The sequence below is a fragment of the Clostridium sp. CTA-1 genome (assembly GCF_054768215.1).
The window spans coordinates 13,531-32,514 of the sequence record NZ_BAAAAP010000007.1 but is presented as its reverse complement, the minus strand read 5'-3'; the positions used below and the strand labels follow the sequence as shown (position 1 = coordinate 32,514).

The 18,984-nt window shown below is 26.5% G+C and carries 18 protein-coding genes; 2 read left to right on the top strand and 16 right to left on the bottom strand.

Translation table 11 applies throughout. The features are described from left to right. Window positions 1-14: 14 nt before the first annotated feature. From spoVAD to spoIIAA, 5 genes are all read right to left on the bottom strand, one after another. Window positions 15-1,022, bottom strand: coding sequence for a stage V sporulation protein AD (gene spoVAD, locus ACYUEW_RS07165; protein WP_459566347.1), 1,008 nt, complete (start codon window positions 1,020-1,022; stop codon window positions 15-17). 22 nt (window positions 1,023-1,044) lie between these two features. Then, window positions 1,045-1,500, bottom strand: coding sequence for a stage V sporulation protein AC (spoVAC, locus tag ACYUEW_RS07160; protein WP_072586267.1), 456 nt, complete (start codon window positions 1,498-1,500; stop codon window positions 1,045-1,047). Window positions 1,501-1,702: 202 nt separating this feature from the next. After that, complete coding sequence (sigF, locus tag ACYUEW_RS07155; protein WP_003483646.1) at window positions 1,703-2,458, bottom strand: RNA polymerase sporulation sigma factor SigF; 756 nt, start codon at window positions 2,456-2,458, stop codon at window positions 1,703-1,705. An 18-nt stretch (window positions 2,459-2,476) separates the two neighbouring features. Next, on the bottom strand, window positions 2,477-2,899 hold the full coding sequence (gene spoIIAB / locus ACYUEW_RS07150; RefSeq protein WP_003494121.1) for an anti-sigma F factor: 423 nt from the start codon (window positions 2,897-2,899) through the stop codon (window positions 2,477-2,479). 16 nt (window positions 2,900-2,915) lie between these two features. After that, a complete protein-coding gene (gene spoIIAA / locus ACYUEW_RS07145; protein ID WP_003483642.1) occupies window positions 2,916-3,251 on the bottom strand; it encodes an anti-sigma F factor antagonist in 336 nt (111 codons plus the stop codon). A gap of 247 nt (window positions 3,252-3,498) precedes the next feature. Here spoIIAA and speE point away from each other — a divergent pair, with 247 nt between their 5' ends. Beyond that, entirely contained in the window at window positions 3,499-4,326 is an 828-nt protein-coding gene (speE, locus tag ACYUEW_RS07140) for a polyamine aminopropyltransferase (RefSeq protein WP_459566346.1), read from the top strand. 232 nt (window positions 4,327-4,558) lie between these two features. On the opposite strand, the gene ACYUEW_RS07135 is transcribed toward speE, so the two are convergent. Beyond that, entirely contained in the window at window positions 4,559-6,289 is a 1,731-nt protein-coding gene (locus ACYUEW_RS07135; RefSeq protein WP_459566345.1) for an Eco57I restriction-modification methylase domain-containing protein, read from the bottom strand. Window positions 6,290-6,355: 66 nt separating this feature from the next. On the opposite strand from ACYUEW_RS07135, the gene pdaA reads away from it, so the two are divergent. After that, window positions 6,356-7,342, top strand: coding sequence for a delta-lactam-biosynthetic de-N-acetylase (gene pdaA, locus ACYUEW_RS07130; RefSeq protein WP_459566344.1), 987 nt, complete (start codon window positions 6,356-6,358; stop codon window positions 7,340-7,342). A gap of 137 nt (window positions 7,343-7,479) precedes the next feature. Here pdaA and ACYUEW_RS07125 read toward each other — a convergent pair whose 3' ends face one another. From ACYUEW_RS07125 to ACYUEW_RS07080, 10 genes are all read right to left on the bottom strand, one after another. Beyond that, window positions 7,480-8,028, bottom strand: coding sequence for a nitroreductase family protein (locus tag ACYUEW_RS07125; protein WP_085333758.1), 549 nt, complete (start codon window positions 8,026-8,028; stop codon window positions 7,480-7,482). Between the two features lie 166 nt (window positions 8,029-8,194). Then, window positions 8,195-8,911, bottom strand: coding sequence for a WecB/TagA/CpsF family glycosyltransferase (locus ACYUEW_RS07120; protein WP_003483632.1), 717 nt, complete (start codon window positions 8,909-8,911; stop codon window positions 8,195-8,197). Window positions 8,912-9,108: 197 nt separating this feature from the next. Next, complete coding sequence (locus tag ACYUEW_RS07115) at window positions 9,109-9,762, bottom strand: sugar transferase (RefSeq protein ID WP_003483630.1); 654 nt, start codon at window positions 9,760-9,762, stop codon at window positions 9,109-9,111. A 19-nt stretch (window positions 9,763-9,781) separates the two neighbouring features. After that, window positions 9,782-11,206, bottom strand: a complete 1,425-nt coding sequence (locus tag ACYUEW_RS07110; protein ID WP_003483629.1) for a lipopolysaccharide biosynthesis protein — start codon at window positions 11,204-11,206, stop codon at window positions 9,782-9,784. A gap of 168 nt (window positions 11,207-11,374) precedes the next feature. After that, entirely contained in the window at window positions 11,375-12,931 is a 1,557-nt protein-coding gene (gene murJ, locus ACYUEW_RS07105) for a murein biosynthesis integral membrane protein MurJ (protein WP_003483627.1), read from the bottom strand. A gap of 18 nt (window positions 12,932-12,949) precedes the next feature. Beyond that, window positions 12,950-14,053, bottom strand: coding sequence for a glycosyltransferase family 4 protein (locus ACYUEW_RS07100; RefSeq protein WP_003483625.1), 1,104 nt, complete (start codon window positions 14,051-14,053; stop codon window positions 12,950-12,952). 192 nt (window positions 14,054-14,245) lie between these two features. Beyond that, on the bottom strand, window positions 14,246-15,490 hold the full coding sequence (locus ACYUEW_RS07095) for an O-antigen ligase family protein (RefSeq protein ID WP_460276515.1): 1,245 nt from the start codon (window positions 15,488-15,490) through the stop codon (window positions 14,246-14,248). A 71-nt stretch (window positions 15,491-15,561) separates the two neighbouring features. Beyond that, window positions 15,562-16,785, bottom strand: coding sequence for a glycosyltransferase family 4 protein (locus ACYUEW_RS07090; protein ID WP_003483621.1), 1,224 nt, complete (start codon window positions 16,783-16,785; stop codon window positions 15,562-15,564). An 18-nt stretch (window positions 16,786-16,803) separates the two neighbouring features. Next, on the bottom strand, window positions 16,804-17,862 hold the full coding sequence (gene wecB / locus ACYUEW_RS07085) for a non-hydrolyzing UDP-N-acetylglucosamine 2-epimerase (protein ID WP_003483619.1): 1,059 nt from the start codon (window positions 17,860-17,862) through the stop codon (window positions 16,804-16,806). 19 nt (window positions 17,863-17,881) lie between these two features. Further along, window positions 17,882-18,964, bottom strand: coding sequence for a glycosyltransferase (locus ACYUEW_RS07080; RefSeq protein WP_459566342.1), 1,083 nt, complete (start codon window positions 18,962-18,964; stop codon window positions 17,882-17,884). Between the last annotated feature and the right edge of the window lie 20 nt (window positions 18,965-18,984).

Below are 18,984 nucleotides of genomic sequence, written 5' to 3'. Positions count from 1 at the left end.
AAACATCCCTCCTTTTATCTTTCTATAGCAACCGCATGGGCAATACCCGGTATACTTTCTCCCTGCTGTGATGATGTAGTACTCATCAATGCGCCTGTAGAAACTAGTAAAGCTCTCTTAAATTTACCACTTAATATATTTTTATATATGTACCCACATCCTACTACTGCAGAACATCCACATCCACTTCCACCAGCCTCAGTATCCTGTTTTTCATTATCAAATATTATTTCTCCGCAATCTACATATACATCCTTTATATTATATCCATGTTTTAATAAAAGTTTTTCTGTTAATTCTCTACCAACCTTGCCCAAATCACCTGTTGCAATAATATCATAATCTTTTGGAGTTCTTCCTGTATCCTTAAAATGTTGATATATGGTAGCTACTGCTGCTGGCACCATAGATGATCCCATATTGTCTGCATTTTTAACCCCATAATCCTTTACTTTTCCTATAGTTACATAAGTTATACAGGGATAATTCCCTTCTTTACCTAAAACCATAGCACCTGCTCCCGTAACTGTCCACTGTGAAGTTGGAGCTCTTTGTGCCCCATATTCTAATGGAAATCTAAATTGTCTTTCCGCTGCTGAAAAATGTGAAGAAGTAGCTGCTACAGCATAATTTGCAAATTCTCCATCCATTAACATAGATGCCACACTTAATGATTCTGTCATTGTAGAACAAGCTCCATATAATCCTATAAAAGGTATATCTAAATTTCTTGCTGCAAAACTTGAAGATATAGTTTGATTTAATAGATCTCCAGCACATAACATATCTATATCTTTATCCTTTAAATTACACTTTTTTATAACATCTGAGATAGCAGTAGATAACATTGCACTTTCTGCCTTCTCAAAGCTTTCCTGATTGAATAAATCATCTTTTAATACTACATCAAAATAATCTTTTAAAGGCCCCTCTCCTTCTTTAGGACCAACTATACTAGTAGTACCTATTATTTTAGGTTTACTATCTAATTTTAAAGTTTGCATGCCAATTTTTTTATTCACTGTAAACTCCTCCAATTCTAAATTAAAGTTTACTCATTATAAAGTATATTATTCCTACTATAACTGAAGAGCCTATACCATAAACTAAAACTGGTCCAGCTATAACAAACATTTTGGCTGCTACCCCAAAAACATATCCTTCTTTCTTAAATTCCATAGCTGGCGATACAATAGAATTGGCAAATCCAGTTATAGGTACTACACTTCCTGCTCCGGCAAATTTGGCTATCTTATCATATACTCCTATCCCTGTTAAAAATGCACCTATAAATACCATTACTATAGATACATAAGTTCCTACTTCATCTTTTGGAATTCCCATGTTCAAAAAAAAATTATTAAAAAACTGTCCTACATCACATATAAGACCTCCCACTATAAAAGCACTTACACAATGTTTAAAAATTTGTGGTTTCGGCTCTACTTTAGGAGATAAATCATCAAAATCTTTTCTTAATTTTTTTTCATTTAATGCCATAACTTCACTCTCCTAAACAAAATTTTATTACTTATAGTGTTTACAATATATAAATTTTTACTCAAAAATTTACTGAAAAAATATTATTTAATCTACCCTTTTTTCCTGAAAAATAAAATTATTTATTAATGAAATTAATAAATTTGAAAAAATATAATTTTATACAAAAATAAAAAACCATATGAAAATATGCATATGGTTTTTATACAGTAAGTTTTTCTTTCATTAATTTTAATACTTTTTTTTCTATTCTTGATACTTGTACTTGACTTATTCCTAGTTGTTTAGCTACTTCTATTTGAGTTTTATCTTTAAAGTATCTTAGTATTATTATTTGCCTTGACTTAATATCTAAATTTTTAAGAGCCTCTTTTAATGCTATATTATCTATAATTTTATTATCTTCCTCTGTATTTTCACTTATTTTATCAATAAGTAGAACTGGTGCTCCATCATCTTGATGTATAACATCATATAAATATTGAGGAGAACTTGATGACTCTGTAGCCATTAATATTTCATCTACAGTATATCCTGAAAACTGTGATAATTCTTCTATAGTAGGTTCTCTATTTAATTCTTTACAAAGCTTTTCTTTATCATAATGTAATTTTTTTGCCGCTGTTTTTATACTTCTACTTACTTTTATTATTCCGTCATCCCTTAAGAATCTCTTTATTTCTCCCATTATCATAGGAACTGCATAGGTTGAAAATTTCACATTATACTTTGTTTCGAAATTATTTATAGCCTTTACTAAACCTATACATCCTATTTGAAATATATCATCATATTCATATCCTCTATTTAAAAATTTTTTACTTATTGCTGAAACTAAGGGTAAATTTACTTCTACTAATTTATCTAAAGCTTGTTTATTTCCGGATCTTGCCTCTTCCATAAGTTCCATGTTGTCTTCAAAACTTTTAGTTTCCATGATTACCTTTTCACTATTCATATTATTCACCTAACTTAATTATTTAAAAACCTTTTTCATAATTATTTTGGTTCCCTTCCCCTTTTCTGAATGAACTTGAAGACTATCCATGAATGTTTCCATAACCGTAAATCCCATACCTGATCTTTCTAAGTCTGGTCTTGATGTATATAATGGTTGTCTAGCCAATTCTATATTATCTATGCCATCACCATTATCTGAAATTATTACTGTAACTTCTCTTCCTTTTATTTCACTTTCAATAGATACCAGTCCCTTTTTGCTATTTTCATATCCATGTATTATTGAATTAGTAACTGCCTCTGATACAGCTGTTTTAACATCTGTTATTTCATCTATTGTAGGATCTAACTGTGATATAAAAGCCGCTACTGATACTCTAGCAAAACTTTCATTTTCTGACTTACTTAAAAATTCTATTTTCATTTTGTTTTCATACATCTTATAAATCCCCCCATTATAAGTTCTCTACGGCTTCATCCACACTGTCATAAAGATTTACTATTTTAAACATACCTGAAAGTTCAAATACTCTTCTTACTGCTTCTTGTACATTAGTTAAACATACCTTTCCATTCCTCAATGATAATTTTTTATATCTTCCTATAACCACTCCTATACCTGAACTATCCATAAAGTTAACTTTACTAAAATCTAATATTAATTTATTTAAATTTTCTCTATCTAACCTATCGTCAATTATATTTCTAACTTCTTCTGCACTATGATGATCTAATTCTCCTGTCATAGTTACTATAAGTTTGTCTGCTTTTTTATCAAATTTTAGATACATACTATTCCCCCCAATTTCATGTTTTTTTTATAAATCGTCAATATTACTATTCTACACATGGAATAATTTTCCTTCTTTTTTTCTTTTATATCTCTTTTTAGTATTGTCCATATTTAATGCTTTTATTCATATTTTTCCTAAATTTCAAGTAAATTTTTTTTATGTTGATTATTCTAGAACACATTGTTATAATGTTATTTGATTATTTTCATTATTTAAAATTTTCGTTATGAAAGGAGATATCTATATGGATATGTGGCTTAAAGAAAATCAAATAAGCGATCCTGTGTTGCACTATAAATTTACAAAAACTCTATTAAATAAAAAAACCCCTTTTCAAGAACTAACCATGGTAAAATCAAAAACTCTAGGAAATATGCTTTTATTAGATGGTATAGTTCAAACTACTGAAAAAGATGAATATGTTTATCATGAAATGATAACCCATATCCCCCTTTTTACTCATCCAAATCCAAAAAAAGTATTAGTTGTAGGTGGAGGAGATGGTGGTACTATAAGAGAAGTATTAAAACACCCATCTGTAGAAAAAGCAGTATTATGCGAAATAGATGAAGAAGTTATAAAAGCTTCTAAAGAATTTCTTCCTACAATTAGCTGTGCTTTAGATAATCCTAAATGTGAAATTTTTATTGGTGATGGTATAAAATATGTACATGAACATAAGAATGAGTTTGATATTATAATAGTAGATTCTACAGATCCTTTTGGGGCTGCTGAAGGATTGTTTGGTGGAAGCTTCTATAAGGAAATATATCAAGCTCTTACTGATAAAGGAATATTTGTGGCTCAAACAGAAACTCCTTTTTACCTACCAGAAGTAGTAAAAAAAGTTTATGATGATGCCAAAACTGTATTCCCAATAACAAAATTATTTATGGCAGCTATTCCAACATACCCAAGCGGATATTGGAGTTTTACCATAGGTTCTAAAAAATTAAATCCAGCTGCAACTGATCTTTCAAATACTATAGATATAGAAACTAAATATTATACAAAAGCTTTACACAAAGCCTCTTTTGTATTACCTAAATTTGTGGAAGACTTAATAAAATAACAAAAAATTATAATATAATAACTTTTTATCTTTAATATATGAAAAGAGGGATATGAAAATAAAATCAGATCTATATAAAAAAGATTTTAAAATGCACAGTTTTATAAATTTTTATTTATTTTTTATATTATAAATTTAAAATAATAATTGTCATGCCATTTATACAATTTCTATATTCATATCCCTTTTTTAAAAAGTATACATTATAGATATCTTTCAAATGACTTTTCACTTAAATTAACAACTTATTTTGTATAAATTTTATTTCATTATCATTTAAATTAAAATATTTATATAAATCCTCTTCTTTATTTATCTTAATCATTGGTATTTTTAATTTCATTAATGTATTAGGATAATACTCATATAAACTACCACCTAATTTTTTACCAAAAGTTTTAAAATAAAACTCATATATATCACTGTTTAAAATAATCAATAAACTATTATAATCTATGGTCTCTTCCTTATTTATAGTTAAAGCATATATATCTGCACTAAAATATGTTCCTTTTCTATCTAAATAAAACTTATTTTTACTAGACTTATAGGGAAATATTATCTTTTTTTCTTCAAATATATTGAAATTTCTTCCCCACTGCAGTTCATACCACTTTCTCACCTTTTTCTTGCATTCTCGCCTATTTTCTAACTTATCCTTATATTTTTCAATATGCTTTATTATATTAGGATATTTATCTACATTATCTATTAAATCCGAATATATTATAAAGCTATCTCTAAAATTAATTCTTGCTCTATTTATATAACTGCTTTTTATCCAAGGCTTTATTATGCTTTTTTCTAAATTTTCCTTTTCTATAGTATTTTTATCAACTATAAAAGCCTTGTCGCATCCCGTAATAATACCTTGATAACTTGTACATGTTTCCTCTAAATTTTTATAAGTCTTTTTCTCTATTTTATTTATTATATCTCTGCTAACATCATCTATTAAAACCCATCCATCTTGTTTCAGTTCGGAGCTATGTACATAAAACTTTTCGTATTTATCTTCATAGTTAAAAAATAAGCCCATTTTTACTTTTTCACATCTACAAGGCTTTATAATTTCTACTTTATTACTAATACTTCTATCTATAAATATTATAGCCGGGTCTATACCTGCCCCTTTAAAAGGTCTTATACCATAAAAATCTAATATCTTATATACATTGCAATTTTCTTTTAAGTATTTCCTTAAATTATACCCACTTTTAGACTCCATAAAATATCGTGATGTTATAAAAGTTATTTTGCTATTTATGTTAGAATAATTTAGTGCATTAATAAAAAAACAATAAGATATATCTCCTTTATCCTTATATATATATCCATATTTCTCTTTTAATAACATTGAATATTCTTTATCTACAGATTTATGTCCAACATAAGGTGGATTCCCTATATATACATCAAAATTATTATTTATATCTTCTATTAAAAAATCTTTTTTCTTAAAATTGTTATTGTTATAATATCCTGTTAAATAAAACAAATCTATTATCAATATTTTTATAGCTATTGAATCAATATCAAAACCATATAAATTATTATCTAATATATGCTTGTTTATATATTGTTCTTTTAAATTTATATTATTCTTTTTATTTATCTCTTGTAAATTTTCCTTAAATATATTTTTTAAATAAAAAAAACAAGGAATCAAAATATTTCCACAACCACAAGAAGGGTCTAATATTTTTATAAATGGATTATTTATTATATCCTTTTTACTTATGGTATTTTCTATCATATAATTAGAAATCTCTTGTGGGGTGTATATAACTCCAGTTTCTTTTTTTCCTTTTATAATTTCATAATATTCTAAGGATATATTCTCATATTTACCAATAGATAACTTACGTTTAAAGTTATTAATAGCTTCATATTTGTAAATACTATTTATAGGAGATATTAATATATTAAAAATTTTTTCGATATTATCTTTAAATGCATTCATATTACTCACCACAATCTTTATTATTCTATAAAAAGTATAACATAGAAAAGGATAGGTGATTTACTTATGAATAAAAAAGTTATTTCTTATATTTTAGCTTCTTCTTTTTTATTATGCTCTTGTAATTTAAATGCTTCTAATCAAAAACTTAATGCAGACTTAGATAAAAATAATAAAAAAATAGAGGAGAATAACATAAAAACTAAATCTACAGATACTCAAGATAATACTGAAAATAAACCCCAAAATAGTAATGCCGATGAAAACGATAGTAAGAATAATGAAGAAGAAAAAAAAGATACTAGTACTAGCAGTAATATAAATAAATTTAAAGATGAATCTAATGTATCCCCTAAAGAAAAAGACTGGTTCTTTAAACCTAGCAAAAATAATGAGCCTGCTACTATCCCAGAGGATATGGAAAATGATCTTAATAAATATTCTGGATATTTTCTTGGTGATACCTCTAAAAAGCATTTATATCTTACATTTGATGAGGGCTATGAAAATGGCTATACTGGTAAAATATTAGATGTATTAAAAGAAAATAACGTTAAGGCAGCTTTCTTTGTAACTGCTCCTTATATAAAACAAAATAAAGACTTAATAAAAAGAATGGTTGATGAAGGCCATTTAGTTTGTAACCATTCTGATCATCATCCTTCTATGGCTTCTGTTGCCTTAAAAGGGAAGGAAAACTTTGAAAAAGAATTTACTGTAGTTGAAGATTTATACAAAGATATTACAAAAAAAGATATGCCTAAATTTTTTAGACCACCTATGGGTAAATACAGTGAATTATCCTTAAAATATACAGAAGACTTAGGTTATAAAAGTATATTTTGGAGTTTTGCCTATTATGATTGGGATAGAGATAAACAGCCTTCTCCTGAAAAAGGTAAGGAAAAAATATTAAATGGAGTTCATAATGGAAGTATCATTCTATTACATGCAGTTTCTAAAACAAATACTGAAATATTGGATTCTGTATTAAAGGAACTTAAAAATGATGGGTATGAATTTAAAACTTTAGAAGATTTACCTAAAAAATAGTTAATTTAATAGTAGTTTTTATATAATAAAAAGCTATGAGTTTAACAATATAATACTGTAAATTCATAGCTTTTTAATTTAAAAATAATTTATATTTTACAAAATTTCAAAAAAATGTTTTAAAATTACTTTTTAGTTTATATATTTTCTGTATATGAATTATGCCATTTATCTAAAAACACATATTCTCTCACATCTTTTTTAGGATGACTTTCTTTATTTTCATTTGATTCTCCTACAGGAGTCATGCCAACTACTTTATAATTTTGAGGTATATCTAATACACCTTTTACTTTATCTTCATCAAAAGCTCCTATCCAACAAGTACCGTAGCCTTCTGCTGTAGCTGCTAATATAAAATGCTCCATAGCTATAGCACTATCTACTAGATAATATTGTTTGTTTTCTATAGTACCAGATTTATCTGGATCCGCAACAACCACAGCTGTTACAGGTGCTACTCTTATAGCTTCTGAAGCTTCATCAGATTTATTTATTATAGCACTAGCTAATTCCATTCTTTTAGTTCCATCTTGTACTATTATAAATTTATAAGAAGTTTCGTTCTTCCAAGAAGGTGATCTCATAGCTGCATTTATTACTCTTGCCATCTTTTCTTTACAAATCTCTGCATTTTTAAATTTTCTTATACTTTTTCTATCTTCAATAACATCATAAAAATCCATAAAACACACTCCTTTTTCATTAGTATGTGTGTTCTTTATTTATAATATTCGATGTTATTTTTAACTTTTATCTCATAAATATAAGATTTAACAATTATAATCTTATATAATACTTATAGACAATCCATTCCCCAACATTGATTGAAAGTAAAACTAGATCTTAAATCTAAGAATTCTGTTTATTCAATGCTACTTTTAATAAAAATTTAGGTATAGATGCTAATCGTTTTATTCTATAAGGTTCTTTAACTACTCTATATAACCACTCTAAATTACAATCTATCATCCATCTAGGTGCTCTTTTTACTTTTCCCGCAAATACATCAAAACTTCCTCCTACACCCATATAAATCTTACAAGGAAGCTTATCCATATATTTACTTATAAATTTTTCCTGCCTTGGACATCCCATAGCTATAAATAAAGCATAAGGCTTTGACTCTTTAATATCTTCTAATATATCTTTACAATTATCCATATCAAAAAAACCATTGTGCTTACCTATGATATTTAAATTTCTATATTTTATTAATAGCTTTCTTTCACATTCCTTTAATACATCTTCCGTTGTTCCTAACAAATACACAGCTTTACCATTCTTATTACAATTTTTCAATATAGAGTCCATTAATTCAATACCTGCAATTTTTTCTTTCACAGGACTTTTTATAATTTTTGAAGCTAGAACAACTCCTACTCCATCCGGTATAATTATTGAATCTTTATCTGTAAAATTTTTAAATAATTCTTCATTATTTAGTCCATTATATAAAACTTCTGGATTACCAGAAATTATATTGACTTTTTCATATTTATCTATTATATTTAAAAGTTCTTCTTTACTACCATTAAATATACTATATCCTAACATTTCTGTTTTCATTTATTCACCCCTAAAATTAAAAATGCACAATATACATTAATTATAGTTATTATATCAAACTTTGTAAACAAACTATAATTAATGGTACTTGTGCAGTAATATTTCAGCTTATAATTAACAAACACTAATGTAGCTATCTATAAAATATTCAAATTATCTTTAGTTTTTAAACTAGTTTAACCAAAACTAATTTTATATTAAAAAGCTCCTTCATTTTTAAAGACTTTAAATATTGTTTGAAATAATATTTTTATATCATACCAAACTGAAAAATTCTTTATGTAAGTTAAATCATAATAAACAGTTTTAGAGAGCTCTATTTCTCCACGTCCACTAACTTGTGCTAATCCTGTTATCCCTGGAGTTACTAGTAACCTTTGAGCATACTCTTTTGGATAATGTTTAACTACATCTGGAATTTCTGGTCTTGGACCTACTAAAGTCATATTGCCTTTTAAAACATTAAATAATTGAGGTATTTCATCTAAACTAGTTTTTCTTAAAAATTTTCCTGCCTTTGTAATTCTATTATCACTCCTGCTTTGGAAAACAAAATTAGATATATCTTCTATTTCTAAGTCTATCTTTTTCTTTTTTTCTGCATCCACTACCATTGTTCTAAACTTATATATTACAAAATCTTTGTTATCTTTTCCTACCCTAATTTGTTTAAATAGCGCCGGGCCCTTTGAATCTAATCTTATCCATAAAAATAAAAGAAAATATATTGGAGATAGTACAATTATCCCTATTAAGGATAATATTATGTCTAAAAATCTTTTTATAACAAATTGCATTTTTTTACTTTTTATATCTTTTTCTACATCTATAATTGGCATTTTAAACTCCATTTTTAACCTCCTAATGACATTAAGCAACAGCTTTATTTTTTCTATCTTTTAAAAACATCTTAATATAAGATATAATGGATTTAACTTCTTTTCTATTTATATATACAATAAATAAAGCTATAGCAATATTTATATAAACATTATTATACAACACATCTAATGTTGCTAACAATAGCATAGAAGCTGTATTTAATATATAAAAACCTAATTTAAATTTAAACCATAGTTTTCTTGATATAAGTGTTCTTACCCAAAAGAATACTGTATAAGCTATTCCTGTGGCAATAGAAGCTCCTAAAGCTCCATACTTTGGTACCAATAAATAGTTTAAAATATAATTAACCACAGCTGCTATTAATGACACTATTATATTGTAAGATGTTTTTCTTGAAAAAGATATTCCTAAACAAGTTGATTCTGATACGGTATACATTATAGGTAACAATAATAAAAATGGAACTATAATAGCTGAACTAGCATACTTTGCATCCATTATTTTTATTATTAAATCCTTAAATAAAACTATACCTACAAACATAAAGTTCATAAAGCACATTAACATATTGCTTACCTTCATAAAATTTTCCTCTTTTACCTTTTCCTCATACCATCTAAAAGCAGTTGGAGTCCAAAAAGTACAAAATGCACTTTTAACTATATCTACTACCGCAACAATTTTAAATGCAGCAGAATATAACCCTATCTCTTCAAAAGTAGACCATTGTCTCATAGCTAGTTTATCCATAGAATTTAAAAACCAAACAATTACTGATGCTGGTATTAAAGGTAACCCAAACTTAAACATTTTATTTATTAAAGCTTTATTTAGTTTAAATTTAGTAAACCAATATTCTCTTGTAAAGAAGCATTCTACTATACACATAAAAACTAATGACACGAAACCTGCATTTATTATTCCCTTAAAACTTTTATCTATATATAAAAGATAAGGCACTAAAATTACTACATTTATAACTTTGCTTATTACATTAAAAAGAGAATACAATCTAGCTTTCTCTTCCATTCTTATCAATAATAAATTAAATCTATCTATAACTGAAAAAGGTAATGATAATGCTAAAATTACTACTATATACATATCTACAGTATCAATCATTAATATAGATAGTGGTTTATAAAAAATAATAAACAAAACTCCTAGTATTAATGAAAATATTAAAGGTACAATTAAGGAATTCCAAAATAAAGATTTTTTATCTTCCTCTGCATTAAACTCTCTAGTAAAAGATTGATCCATACCTAAATATATAAACATTGAACTAATACTCAAAGCCATTGTGTACATAGAAGCTTTTCCAAACTCTGCTGGGACTACAAAATATGTAGTTATAGGAACAATAAAAAAGCTAATAATGGCTGATAATATCGGACCCACTGAAAAACCAATAAATCTTTTTATAAACTCCTTGGGATTATCACTCATATTAATTTCCTCCTAAGATAAATGCATTCAATTATAACATATTTTTCATAAACATTATAATCTACAAAAATATATTTATAGTATTTTTAAATTTTATCATAAATAAATTCTTAAAATACTGTTTATACTATATCAAAATTAAATTTCCTTTACAATATAATTAAATATTTATTTTTTAAGTTTTAATATTTTTAATAATGGTTCTACTATATCTTGTATTTCCTTAACTTTAAGTAAATATATGGCTAAAGTATAACAGACTGCACCAATAACCATACAAATTAAAATTGATATACTACTCCCTTTCATTCCATCTCCTAAACTTAATAAAGTAAGTTTATTTATAATATTAACTATTATCCCCATAAACAAAGCAGATAAAATTACTTTTAGAAAGGATATAATTATATTTTTAATATCTATGCCATTTAATTTTTTATTTAAATCTAATAACATAACTATAGTTATAACAAATGCAGATATACTAGTCGCTAATGTAAGCCCCCTAACCCCTAAATATTTTATTAATAAAACATTTATCACTACATTTATTATTATGCCTATAAAACTATTAATCATAGGAGTTTTAGTATCTTTTATAGCATAAAAAGCTTTATTTAATATATCTCTTACCCCATAAGCTATCATAGCTGGAGTATATAAAAGTAATACTTGTGATGTTAAAGAAGCAGCATCCTCACTAAAGGCTCCCCTTTTAAAAATTACATTTATAAGTGGTTCCCTAAGAGTTGCAATTCCAACTGCTGCTGGTACCATTATTATAAGTATTATATTTATAGCTCTTCCTAATTCCACCTTATATTGCTTTTTATCATTTTTAGCAGCTAATTCAGATAGCGTTGGATAAACTATCATCGCTATCCCTATAGCGAATACTTCATAGGCCAATGTATTTATTTTATTTGCATTGTCCAATATAGTAGCTGCTCCCCCAAAAATAGTAGTAGCAAAAGCTCTATTTATAACAAGGTTTAATTGAATAACAGAAGTACTTATTATAACAGGCATTGTAAGTTTAAACATTTGCCTAGTTTTGCTATCCTCTAAATTAATATATGTACTATATTTATAACCCATTTTTTTATATTTAGGTATATTTATTATGAATTGTGCAAAGAAACCTAATACTGCAGCTATTGCAAAACCTACCATTCCATAGTTACTAGCTAAAAAGACTAGATATATAATATGGACTATATTAGATATCATGGCCATAGCTGAGGGTTCCAAAAATTGTTTATGAGATTGCAACACTCCTGTAATAACACTTTGTAAGCTTATGAAAATCAAAGATAGTAGCATTATTCTAGTTATTTTAATAGAAGTATTGAAAACAATTAAGTCTTTCTGAAATCCAGGACCAAAAATATAGATTATATATTTTGCAAATATTATCATTAATATAGTTAAGATAATAGTTCCTATGGAAAAGGTATTAAGCACATTATTTACAAATTTATTACTTTCTTTCTTGTTTCCACTTTCCAAATTCTCCGTATGAATTGGTATAAGGGTGGTAGTTAACCCATAACTTATAGTAGTCAAAAGGGACACTATACCCAATGAAAAATTGTATATATCTGTTATATCAGTAGCTCCAAATTTTGCTGCTATTAAAGAATCTCTTATTAATGCAAAGACTTTTCCTAATATTATTAATAGCATGACAAAAACAGAACTTTTTAAAGCTTTGTTTTCCTTCATTTAATCCACTCCAAAATACTAAATTAGATTTTTATAACACTCATAATAGGACTGGGAAAAACTCTCTATAGAATATTTATTAATTACAGTATCATATAAATTTTCACCTAAGATATGTAATTGATTTTTATTATTGTAGGCTTCCTTCATTTTATCATATATATCATGAGCAGAAGTAGGATCTATTAAAAAACCATTATCTTTATTTATAGTATAAGGTATATCTCCTACATCAGATGCTATTACAGGTACTTTTTTTATACCACTTTCTAATATAACTAAAGGTGGTGCTCCCCCTTCATTTAAAGAAGTTAATATACTTATATCTGCTATTTCTATATAATCCTCTATATTTTCTTTAAAACCTAAAAATATAATATTACTATTTAAATTTAGTTTGTCTACCTTTTCTTTTAAATTTTCCTCTTCTACCCCATCTCCCAGCAAAAGTAATTTTACATTTTTATATTCTTGTTCCAATTTGTAAAAAGCTTCAATTAATAAGTTATGATTTTTAATAGGATGCATTCTAGCTATCATTATATATACAACATCTTTTTCTTCAATATTTAATTCTTCTCTTAAATTATTATTAGCTTTTTTGCCTTTATAATAATTTAAATCTATTCCATTATTAACTATAAACTTTTTACTTTCTATATTATCTTTATCTAAAATATCTTTTATATAATTTGAAACACATATATGATTATTAAAACTCTTTATTCCTTTAACACTCAAAGGAGTAAATAAATAATATTTTAATTTATTATTTAAAAAGTCCTCTTTATAATTACTGTGTACAGTGGCTACTGTAGGTATACTCAATTTTTTATTAATAAAATAATGAGTGAAAAAAGCCTTCGCTCCATGAAAATTAGCTATGTCTATATTATTATTTCTTATATATTCTTCTATTTCTCTATTCATAAAACATTTACTACTAAATAATGTTGTTTCTATTCCTAGTTCTTTTGCTTTGTCATATAAAGGCCCTTCACCTATGCATCCTAATACAGTCTTAAATAAATCTTTAGAATAATGACATAAATTTAAAACATGCTTTCCACCACCACCTATGTCATTACCTGTTATAATTTGAAGTACTTTTATTTTAATCATCTCCTAGCATTCCATATTTCATAAACAGATTTCTAAGCTTCAGAGGAAGTTTTTACTCCCTCTAAAGCTTAGAAATCGTTATCCAGTGACGTAGTCGCTCTTTACTCCCACTTTAAAGAAGATGGGAGTATTAGCGGGTAGTTATCGGATAAATATAATGATATTTAAAAAAGGAGTTTTAAACAACTCCTTTTACAAACTTTTATTTTCAATATTGTATGAATAAGAATCACTTATAGCTAAAAATATAAAAAAGAAAGCTACTACTTTAGGTGCTGAGAAGAAATTATCTATGAAATTCATAAACATAAAGGCTACTGTAGACGCTGTAAATCCTTTATAAAAATGCCTATAAAAATTATTATCTACATTATTAGAGAACCTATTAGTTTTTATAAGTGAAGATATTAAAAATCCTATTAATGATATAAAACCTACTACACCTAATTCACATTGAGCTTTTAAATAAGCATTATGTGGATGGAAGTTTGCTTGAGCTTTATAGTGAGTTAAATGCTTAATTTTATTATAATATTTTGGATATAAAGTTCTATAATTTCCACTTCCAACTCCTAGTATAGGATTATCTTTTATCATTTTAATTGCAATTTCCCATAAACTTAATCTAGACAAATTTTGTGATAGATCTCCAACCTCTTTTAATCTATTCGCTATCTTAGGTATAAACAATATACCTATACTTCCCACTATAGCTCCATATATTAATTTATAATCAAATATGAAAATTAATGTTATATATCCAATAATAAGAGCTAACCATGCATTTCTTGAAAAAGACATTATTATATTAGAAAAAGCTATTATAGATAAAATTATAAATAAACTTTTTCGCCATCTATCTTTTTCTTTGATAGCTAAAATTATAAATGGGAAAATCATCAAAACAAAAAACGCACCTAAATTGTTTGAATTTTCTAAAGTTGATGCAACTCTTATAACAGACTCAAATTCTCCTTTATGACTTAATCCCGTCCCAACTAAATATTCATATATGCCTATTATACCTACTATAAAAGACATACATATACAAGAATAAATAATTCTATTTATCATTTCTTTCTTATACATCTGGTACTTAATTATAAAAAATAATATAATATAAGTACTCATTCTTATACATTCTTGTACAGCTAATTTTTTATCCGTAGCATATATAACTGATATTCCCATCATAATTACCCATAAAAATAGGAAAACAGAATTATAACTTGAGAAAAAATTTTTTATACCTTTAACAAATCTTTTTCTGCTTTCTTCATTTATTATTATATTTACCAAATACACCACTATAATAATAGCTAAAACACTATCTCCATTTATAGGTATATTTTTATATTTAAATTTACTTGGTAAAATTGGAAGTATAAATATGTATAAACATACAAGATATGACATTATACTGTTAAGTTTATTCATTATACTATCTCCCTAAATAAAATTTAATACAACCTAAAAAATCATAAACGAACATTAATATTTATACTAAACTATTTTAATAAATTTAATAAAATAGTTTCTAATTTTTTAGTTATACTTTCTCTTGAATAGTGTTCTATAACATATCTTCTACCGTTTTCCCCTAATTTTTGCTTAAGTTCTTTATCTTTATATAATTTTAGAACTGCTTGTGCAATTTCTTTTGCATTTTCCGGCTCCACGGTTATTCCAGCATTAGCCTCATTTATAAGTTTCTCTGCTTCTCCTTCTACAGCTAATACTATAGGTAATTCAGATGCCAAGGCTTCAAACATTTTTGAAGGTAGTGCTCCTTTAAATAAATCTAATTTTTTTAATGGAACTACAGTAGCATCCATAGACGCTATTATTCTAGGCATATTGGGTTTAAGTTGTACTGGTTGAAAAGAAATATTGGTTAATTTTTTTTCTTTTACCATAGTCATAAGCTTAGATTTTTCTGGTCCATCTCCTATAAATACAAACTGTATATCTCTTTCTTCCTTTAATAACTCTGCTGCATTTATAATAACTTCTAATCCTTGAGCTAAACCATGTATACCAGCATAACATACTGCAAATTTATCCTTTAATCCCCACTCTTCTCTTAATTTTTCATCTCTATTTTCTTTCTTAAAAAACTCCGTATCTACTCCATTAGTTATTAAATGAACTTTATTTTTATCAAAACCTCTATTTACTATATTATCAACTATACCTTTTGTTTGTCCTGTAACAGCAGCTGCTTTTTTATAGCAAAATTCTTCTAACCAAGTAGATGCTTTTATAAGAAATTTATTATGTAATACATCTAATTTAACAGCAGATTCAGGCCATAAATCGGATACATTAAAAATAAATTTTGCCTTTTTTCTTTTAGATAAAACATATCCTGACCATCCTAAAAATAATGGTGGAGATTCTGTTATTATAACATCTTGATTATCAATATATTTAGAACCTGTAAATACAGAAGAAAAAGTAAAAGAAAGATAATTTCTAAGTCTTTTTACAAAAGATTTATCTTTTGTAGCATATATACTTGTACGAACAATCTTTATTCCTTCTAATTCTTCTTTTACGATTTTTTTCCCTTTATATCCATCAAATACTTCACCCTTGGGATAATTTGGCATAGCCGTTAATATTGTAACCTCATGATCAAATTTTTTTAGTTGCTTTGCAAATTCAAAAATTCTATTCTGAGGTGCGCCAACTTCAGGTGGACAGTATTGAGTCAAAAATAAAATTTTCATATTATCACCTCAAAATAATTACTTCATTTTGTTTATTATATCTAATATTTTTTCTGCTGCATGACCGTCTCCAAATATTTTTTGTTGTTCTTTTTTAGGCTTAAAATTTACTATAGCATTTAATATTTTTTCTTTATTTGTTCCTACTATTACATTCCATCCGTTTTCTACAGTCTCTACCCATTCTGTTTCATCTCTCATAGTAACACAAGGTTTTTCCATAAAGAAAGCTTCCTTTTGAACTCCCCCACTATCAGTAACTATCTTTTGTGAATTCATTTCTAAAGTGATCATATCAAGATAACCTACTGGCTCTATTAATTTTATATTATTACTAAACTGTAAGTTATAATCCTCTATATATTTTTTAGTTCTTGGATGAAGTGGTAATACTATTTTCTTTCCACTTTCATTTAATGCCTCTATTATATTTTTCAATCTATTTATATCATTAGTATTCTCTGCCCTATGTATTGTTGTTAAAATATATTCTCCAGGCTTTACAGAAATTTTTTCTAGTATGCTTTCCTTTTTTTCTGATAATTTCTTAAAATGTAATACTGCATCAAACATTACATCTCCTACATTAAGAACACCTTTATTAACACCTTCAGTATGAAGATTCTTTTCAGCTGTAACTGTAGGTACAAATAATAATTTTGATATATGATCTGTAAGAATTCTATTTTGTTCTTCAGGCATATTCATATTAAAACTTCTAAGGCCTGCTTCTACATGAGCTACAGGTATTAATAATTTACTTGCACATAAAGCTCCTGCTAATGTAGAATTTGTATCTCCATAAACTAATACTAAATCTGGCTTTTCTTTTAAATATATTTTTTCTAATTCTATAAGCATCTTACCAGTCTGCTCGCCATGATTACCTGAACCTATTTCTAAATTATAATCTGGCTTAGGTATTCTTAACTCTTCAAAAAATATCTTAGACATATTTTCATCATAATGTTGTCCTGTATGTACTAATATTTCTGTATGCTCTTTTCTTATTATATTAGAAACCGCTGCTGCTTTTATAAATTGTGGACGCGCACCAACTACCGTTAATATCTTCATGAACTATCTCCTCCACATATTATTTAATTATATATTTATATATAGTATCTACCTTATTAAAGTTATCTTCTATATTAAAGTTATCTTCAACAAATTTTCTTCCGCTTTTTCCCATATTTATCCTTAAATTATCATCCTCAATTAACTTTTCTATAGCCATTGCTAATTCATCTACACTTTTCTTATTTACTAATAAGCTACTATTATTAGGAGATGTAGCTTCTGGTAGTCCTCCTACATTAGAAACAATAACTGGAGTTCCACAAGCCTGTGCTTCTACTGCTGCTACTCCAAAACTTTCACTATCTAATGTTGAAGGAAATACAGCTATATCAAATCTATTAAAAGCTTCTATTACCTTTTCTTGATTTATAAAACCTAGAAATTCAACATTTTCCTTTATATCAAGTTCTTCACACAAATTAAGTAAAAAATCCTTTTGTGCTCCAACCCCCGCAATTTCTAACTTAATATTACTATGCCTTTGCTTTACTTTTGCAAAGGCTCTAATTAAGTACTCTATACCATATTTAGGCTCTAATGTCTTAACTGTACCAACTACTAAATTGTCCCTTTTTTTATATTTATCACTAAATGGTTTAAATCTATCTATATTTACTCCAAAAGGAGTTATTTCTATATTTTTAGTAGTATACTGACTTGTTTCTTTGGCCATTACTTTACTTGTAGACATTATAATATCTGCCTTAGATAAATTGTACTCAACCATCTTTCTTTTCACAAAACTTCCCTTAGGAAAGTCATACACATCACTTCCCCAAACAGAAATTATATAAGGATGAAATCCTGATAGTGCTCCTAATAAACCATAACTAGTTGCATAATGAGCATGAACAACATCCGGGTTTATTCTTTCTATTATTTTTTTTATATCATTAAAATATTTTATATAAGAAATTTTATTAAAAGAGTTCCCTTTTCTTATCTTATCTAAATCTTTGTTAAAGCTATGTACAGTAACGCCATCTATATCTCCATCATTTAATGAGATTACATGTATATCATACTCTTTGTTTTTAAAAAATTTACACCATTTTTTAGTATGTGTACTATTAGCATCAGCTAAATAACATATTTTCATTTTTATGCCTCCAACGTTCT